Origin of the sequence: Saccharopolyspora kobensis, assembly GCF_900108315.1 — a bacterium.
GTDB classification, from domain to species: Bacteria; Actinomycetota; Actinomycetes; order Mycobacteriales; family Pseudonocardiaceae; genus Saccharopolyspora; species Saccharopolyspora kobensis.
In genome coordinates this window covers 940,865-946,972 of record NZ_FNVB01000003.1, presented here as the reverse complement: position 1 = coordinate 946,972, position 6,108 = coordinate 940,865, and the positions used below count along the sequence as shown (strand labels likewise).

Genomic DNA, 6,108 nt, shown 5'->3' with positions numbered 1-6,108 from the left:
GGTCCCTATCCGCCGCGCGCGTAGGAGACTTGCGGAAGGCTGTCCCTAGTACGAGAGGACCGGGATGGACGAACCTCTGGTGTGCCAGTCGTTCTGCCAAGGGCGTGGCTGGTTGGCTATGTTCGGGAGGGATAACCGCTGAAAGCATCTAAGCGGGAAGCCTGTTCCTAGATGAGGTCTCCCACCCTTTGTGGGGTAAGGCCCCCAGTAGATGACTGGGTTGACAGGCCAGATATGGAAGCACAGTAATGTGTGGAGTTGACTGGTGCTGATAGGCCGAGGACTTGCTCACGAAGATTGCTCGCACCCACTATATGGTGTCTGAGACAACAACCATGGTTGTTTGATCGGATACTTGATAAAGAGAATATGTGTGTCATCTGCTGTGATGATGATCTGAGGTTTCCTGCCCTGTTGGGGTGGGGGTGAGGGTTGTCGGTGGCGATGGCGGGGAGGGTCCGCCCGGTCCCATTCCGAACCCGGTAGCTAAGCTCCCCAGCGCTGATGGTACTGCACTCGACAGAGTGTGGGAGAGTAAGACACCGCCGACACACTAACTGAGAGGGGCCGACCGGACCCGTCCTTGCGGGACGGATCTCCGGTCGGCCCCCTTTTTCATGAACGATTTCACGACCGCGAGTTGCCCCCGCTCACATCAGGGGTGCGGCCCACCGCGGCCCGCCGATAGGTGGGGCTACGCTGGTGGGACTTCAGTTTTTCTGCTTCAGGAGGTTCGGTGTCCGGTTCCGACGACAGGCGCGGCGACTCTCGCCGCGGGGCCGGTGCCGGCCGAAGCGGCCAAGGCGGCCGCGGGAGCTACGAGCGCCGGGATTCACAAGGCGGCCAGCGCCGCTTCGGCTCGCGGGACGACCGCGGCGGCTTCCGCAACGACCGCGATGACCGCGGCCGCGGTGGCTACCGCGACGACCGCAGGGGCCGGGACGACTTCGGCGGCCGCGGCCAGGGCGGCCAGGACCGCCGTGGCGGCTTCCGCCGCGACGACGACCGGCGCGACAACGACCGGCGCGGCTTCGACAACCGCCGTGATGACCGCCGTGACGACCGCGGCGGTTTCCGCCGCGACGACCGCGGTTTCAACGATCGCGGACCGCGCAATGATCGTGGACCGCGTCGCGACTTCCGCCGTGACGACCGCGATCGCGGGAGTTTCCGCCGCGACGACCGGGACCGGCGCGACGACCGCGGGAATGACCGCGGTGGCTTCCGCGGAAACGACCGCGGCGGTTTCCGGCGCGATGACCGCGGTGACCGTCGTGACAACTTCCGTCGTGACGATCGTGGTGGTTTCCGTCGTGATGACAAGCGCGACGACCGCGGCGGTTTCCGGCGCGACGATCGCGGTGACCGTCGTGACAACTTCCGTCGTGATGACCGTGGTGGTTTCCGTCGTGATGACAAGCGCGACGACCGCGGGGGCTTCCGCCGCGACGACCGGGATCGCCGGGACAACTTCCGCCGTGACGACAAGCGCGATGATCGTGGCGGCTTCCGCCGCGATGACCGCGACCGCGGTGACTTCCGCCGTGACGACCGGCGTGATGACCGTGGTGGCTTCCGCCGTGATGACAAGCGCGGTGGCGGTTTCCGTCGCGACGACAGGGACTTCAAGGACCGGCCGCGCCGGGACGACCGCGACTTCGGCGACCGTCCCCGTCGCGATGACCGGGACTTCAAGGACCGCCCCCGCCGCGACTTCAACGACCGCCCGCGCGGGGACGACCGCGACTTCAAGGACCGGCCTCGCCGCGACTTCGGCGACCGCCCCCGTCGTGATGACCGGCGCGAGGACCGCGGTGGTTTCCGGCGCGACGACCGTCCGCGCCGGGACGGCGACCGGTTCGACCGCGGTGGCCGACCGGATCGCGACCGGCGCGGCCCGCGTCGCGACGACCGCAGGCACGACGACCGCAGGCACGACGACCGTCGTGACGACCGCGGCGGCGTCCGCGAGGGCGCGGAGCAGCAGGCGGACGAGGCCGTCGAGCCCAAGCTGCAGGAGCCGGAGCTGCCCGAGGGCGTCGACCCCAAGGAGCTCGACCCCGAGGTGCGCCGCGAGCTGCTGCCGCTGCCGAAGGGCCTGGCGGACAAGGTCGCGCAGCACCTCGTCGCGGCCGGTCAGCTGGTCGACGACGACGCGGTGAAGGCGCTCGAGCACGCCCGCTTCGCCCGGCAGAAGGCCTCCCGCATCCCGTCCGTGCGCGAGGCCAACGGGCTCGCCGCTTACCTGGCCGGCGAGTGGAGCGAGGCGCTGTCCGAGCTGCGTGCGGCTCGTCGCATCGCGGGCGGCCCCGGCCACCTCGCGATGATGGCCGACTGCGAGCGCGCGCTGGGTCGTCCCGAGCGCGCGGTCGAGCTCGCCCGCAGCCAGGAGGCGACTCAGCTGGAGCAGGAGGACGCCGTCGAGCTGCGCATCGTGGCTGCCGGTGCTCGCCGGGACCTCGGTGAGATCGAGGCTTCCGTGGTGAGCCTGCAGATCCCGGAGCTGGACCCGCAGCGGCAGGACCCGTGGAGCGCGCGGCTGTTCTACGCCTACGCGGACAACCTGCTCGCCGCCGGTCGCGAGCGCGAAGCCTTCACCTGGTTCGTGCACGCGGCGCACGCCGACGACGAGGAGGAGACCGACGCTCCGGAGCGCCTGGAGGAGCTGGCCGAGAAGCTCGGCGGGCCCGAGGTCGTCGAGGAGCTCGTGACCGAGGCCGAGGCCGCGGCCGGGATCTCCGACGAGGACGAGCTCGACGGCGATGACGACGACTTCGACGACGACGGCGAGGCCGGCGTGGACGAGGTCGACGCCGACGAGGACGCTTCGGAGGACGACGAGCCGGCGAAGTCGGACACCGACGAGGACGGCACGACCGACTCGGTGACCGACGGGTCCGAGGCCGCTGCGCCGAAGAAGGACCTCGCCGAGGGTGACGTTGAAGGGGGCGCGCGAGCGCAGTGAGCGGCACGCTGCTCGACGGCCACGACGTCGTGCTGTTCGACCTGGACGGCACGGTCTTCCGCGGCGGTGAACTCGTTCCCGGTGCCTTCGAGGCAGTCCGGGAGGTGCACCGCCGCGGTGTCCAGGTCCGCTACGTCACCAACAACGCGTCGAAGCCGGACCAGGCGGTCGTCGACCACCTCGCGGGTCTGGGGCTGACCGCGGAGCGATCCGAGGTCAGCACCAGCGCGCAGGCAGGCGCCGCGGTGCTGGCGGAGAAGCTGCCCGCCGGTTCCCGGGTGCTGGTGGTCGGCTCCGCCGCGCTGGCGTCCGAAGTGGACCGCGCAGGCCTGGTGCCGGTGTCGGACTTCGCCGACGAGCCGGTCGCCGTCGTGCAGGGACTGTCCACTGAGATCGCCTACCGGGACCTCGCCGAGGCGTGCCTGGCGATCCGGGCCGGCGCGCTGTGGGTGGCGTGCAACGGCGACCGCACGCTGCCGACCGAACGCGGTCTGATGCCGGGCAACGGTTCGCTGGTCGAGCTGCTGCGCGCGGCAACCGACCAGGAACCGCTGGTGGCCGGCAAGCCGGAGCGCCCGCTGCTGGACCGCGCCGTCGACTCGGCGGGCGGTCGGGCGCCGCTGATGGTCGGCGACCGGCTGGACACCGACATCGCCGGTGCGGTCAACGCCGGGATGCCGTCGCTGATGGTGCTGACCGGTGTGAGCACTCCCGGCGACCTGCTCGCCGCTTCCGCGCAGATGCGCCCCGACCACGTCGCCGCCGACCTGCGCGGGCTGCTGCGAGCACCCGCGGAGGTGGCGATCGGCGCGCAGGCCGGGTGGCACGTCCGGGTCGAGGACTCCGGGCTGGAGCTTTCCCGGGCCGACGGCGAAGCCGATGCGCTCGCCGCGTTGCGGGCGCTGTGCGCGGCGTGGTGGGCCGTTTCGTCGGGCGCTGTCGAGGTGTGCGCGGCCGACGAGCGCGCGAAGGCCGCGCTGCGCGAACTCGGGTTGGCCTGAGCCACCGACTCGCGGTGTCCGCGTCAGGGCGTTCCGATAGCGTGGAGGCGTCGCCGCACAGCGGTCGCGGCGAGATCGAGGGGAGCAGGAGCGGATGACCTCTCCGGGGCAGATGCCGAATCCCGCGATGCTGGCGCGCCAGGCCGACGACGGCCAGTCGGCGATCGACGCCATCGCGGCGGCCGTCGCCGGACTCGGCGAGGTGCGGGAGATGCCCGTCGCCGAGCACGTCGAGCGGTTCGAGGCGGTGCACACCGCGCTCACCGACGCGCTGTCGAAGGCCGACCACCTCCTCTCCGCAACGAGTGCACACAGGAGCTGACGCAGTGCCACGCAGGGCTCGGTTGGATGCCGAACTGGTTCGCCGCGGGCTGGCGCGCTCCCGCGAGCACGCCTCCGAACTGGTCGAGGCGGGACGGGTGAGCGTGCGCGGCATGGTCGCGCGCAAGTCCGCCACCGCGGTCGAGACCGATGCGCCGGTGGTGGTCGCCGAGGACGTCGACGATCCCGGCTGGGCCTCGCGCGGCGCGCACAAGCTGCTGGGCGCTCTCGAAGCTTTCGAACCGCTCGGTCTGACCGTGGACGGGCGCCGGTGCCTGGACGCGGGCGCGTCGACCGGCGGGTTCACCGATGTGCTGCTGCGGCGCGGTGCCCGCGAGGTGGAGGCCGTCGACGTCGGGTACGGGCAGCTCGTCTGGAAGCTGCAGACCGACGAGCGGGTGCACATCCACGACCGGACCAACGTCCGCGCGCTGACCCCGGAGACCATCGGCGGTCCGGTCGACCTCGTGGTGGCGGACCTGTCGTTCATCTCGCTGAAGCTGGTGCTGCCCGCGCTGGCCGCCTGCGCGACCGCGGACGCCGACCTGGTGCCGATGGTCAAGCCGCAGTTCGAGGTCGGCAAGCAGCGGCTGGGTTCGGGCGGGGTGGTCCGCGATCCGCAGCTGCGGGCCGAGGCGGTGCTGGAGGTCGTGCAGGTCGCGGCGGAGAGCGGCCTTGGGCTGCGCGGTGTCGTGGCCAGTCCGCTGCCCGGCCCGTCCGGGAACGTGGAGTACTTCCTGTGGCTGCGGCCGGGCGAGAGCACCGACGTGGCGGCAGCCGAGGAGCTGGTGGCGGACGCGGTTCGCCAGGGGCCGCAGACCGCGGTCAAGAACTCGCACCGGTAGAGGAGTGGGAGTTGACCCGAGAGGTGCTGCTGGTGGTGCACACCGGCAGGCAGCACAACCTGCGCACCGCGGAGAAGGTCGCCGGTCAGCTGATCGGCGCCGGGCTGCGGGTCCGGGTGCTGGCGGAAGAGGCACCTGAGCTCAGCCCGGACTGCTACAGCAGGGTGGTGGCGCCGGGAGCGCAGGCTGCTGCGGGCACGGAGCTGGTGCTCGTGCTCGGTGGCGACGGCACGCTGCTGCGCGCGGCCGAGCTGGCCAGGCTGGCCGACGTCCCGGTGTTCGGCGTGAACCTGGGCCGGGTCGGGTTCCTGGCCGGGGCCGACTCCGATGCGCTGGACGAGGCGCTGTCCGCCGTGGTGGCGGGCCGGTACCACGTCGAGGAGCGGATGACGGTCGAGGTCACCGCGAAGCTCGACGGCCAGGTGCTGGCCAGCACCTGGGCGCTCAACGAGGCCAGCGTGGAGAAGAGCAGCCGGGAGCGGATCCTCGACGTGGTCGTGGAGGTCGACGGGCACCCGGTGTCGGCGTTCGGCTGCGACGGCGTGCTCTGCTCCACCCCGACCGGATCCACGGCGTACGCGTTCTCCGCGGGCGGGCCGGTGGTGTGGCCGGAGGTGCAGGCGCTGCTGGTCGTGCCGAGCAACGCGCACGCGCTGTTCGCCCGGCCGCTGGTGGTGTCGCGGGAATCGCTGGTGGCGGTGGAGATCGACCAGTACGGCCACCACGCGGTGCTCAGCTGCGACGGGCAGCGGCACTTCGACCTGCCGCCCGGCGCGCGGGTCGAGGTGGTGGCCGGGGACAGCCCGCTGCGCCTGGTGCGGTTGCACGACACCGCTTTCACCGACCGCCTGGTGCACAAGTTCGAGCTTCCCGTGCAGGGCTGGCGCGGCCCCGCCACGCCCTGAGCAGCGCACGGGCGAGTTCAGCGTTTCGTTATTCCCAGCGGGGCGTCGCGCGTCCGGGCGTGCCAGTAGGG

The 6,108-nt window shown here is 71.6% G+C and carries 6 protein-coding genes and 2 rRNA genes; 7 read left to right on the top strand and 1 reads right to left on the bottom strand.

The genetic code is table 11. The features are described 5' to 3' along the window. Together C4T78_RS12820 and rrf are read left to right on the top strand one after the other, a co-directional pair. Positions 1-292, top strand: a 23S ribosomal RNA gene (locus tag C4T78_RS12820); the annotation flags it as partial. Positions 293-434: 142 nt separating this feature from the next. After that, positions 435-551, top strand: a 5S ribosomal RNA gene (gene rrf, locus C4T78_RS12815). A gap of 281 nt (positions 552-832) precedes the next feature. Here rrf and C4T78_RS36385 read toward each other — a convergent pair. Further along, positions 833-2,122 carry a hypothetical protein gene (locus C4T78_RS36385; protein ID WP_177247760.1) on the bottom strand — a complete coding sequence of 430 codons (1,290 nt, stop codon included), beginning with the start codon at positions 2,120-2,122 and terminating at the stop codon, positions 833-835. Between C4T78_RS36385 and C4T78_RS12810 the strand changes: the two genes are divergently transcribed. The 5 genes from C4T78_RS12810 (at position 2,066) to C4T78_RS12790 (ending at position 6,037) form a co-directional block, all read left to right on the top strand. Then, positions 2,066-2,965 carry a tetratricopeptide repeat protein gene (locus C4T78_RS12810; RefSeq protein ID WP_235863806.1) on the top strand — a complete coding sequence of 300 codons (900 nt, stop codon included), beginning with the start codon at positions 2,066-2,068 and terminating at the stop codon, positions 2,963-2,965. The two genes, C4T78_RS36385 and C4T78_RS12810, sit on opposite strands and share 57 nt — an antisense overlap. Further along, a complete protein-coding gene (locus C4T78_RS12805) occupies positions 2,962-3,966 on the top strand; it encodes an HAD-IIA family hydrolase (RefSeq protein WP_093357430.1) in 1,005 nt (334 codons plus the stop codon). The genes C4T78_RS12810 and C4T78_RS12805 overlap by 4 nt, the downstream gene beginning before the upstream one ends. A gap of 94 nt (positions 3,967-4,060) precedes the next feature. Beyond that, positions 4,061-4,288, top strand: a complete 228-nt coding sequence (locus C4T78_RS12800) for a hypothetical protein (RefSeq protein WP_093357429.1) — start codon at positions 4,061-4,063, stop codon at positions 4,286-4,288. Between the two features lie 4 nt (positions 4,289-4,292). Beyond that, complete coding sequence (locus tag C4T78_RS12795; protein ID WP_093357428.1) at positions 4,293-5,132, top strand: TlyA family RNA methyltransferase; 840 nt, start codon at positions 4,293-4,295, stop codon at positions 5,130-5,132. Positions 5,133-5,143: 11 nt separating this feature from the next. After that, complete coding sequence (locus tag C4T78_RS12790) at positions 5,144-6,037, top strand: NAD kinase (protein WP_093357427.1); 894 nt, start codon at positions 5,144-5,146, stop codon at positions 6,035-6,037. The last annotated feature ends 71 nt before the right edge of the window (positions 6,038-6,108 follow it).

Excerpts from the sequence above, each read along its gene's own strand:
- C4T78_RS12800 (WP_093357429.1), top strand. The coding sequence starts at position 4,061 with ATGACCTCTCCGGGGCAGATGCCGAATCCCGCGATGCTGGCGCGCCAG.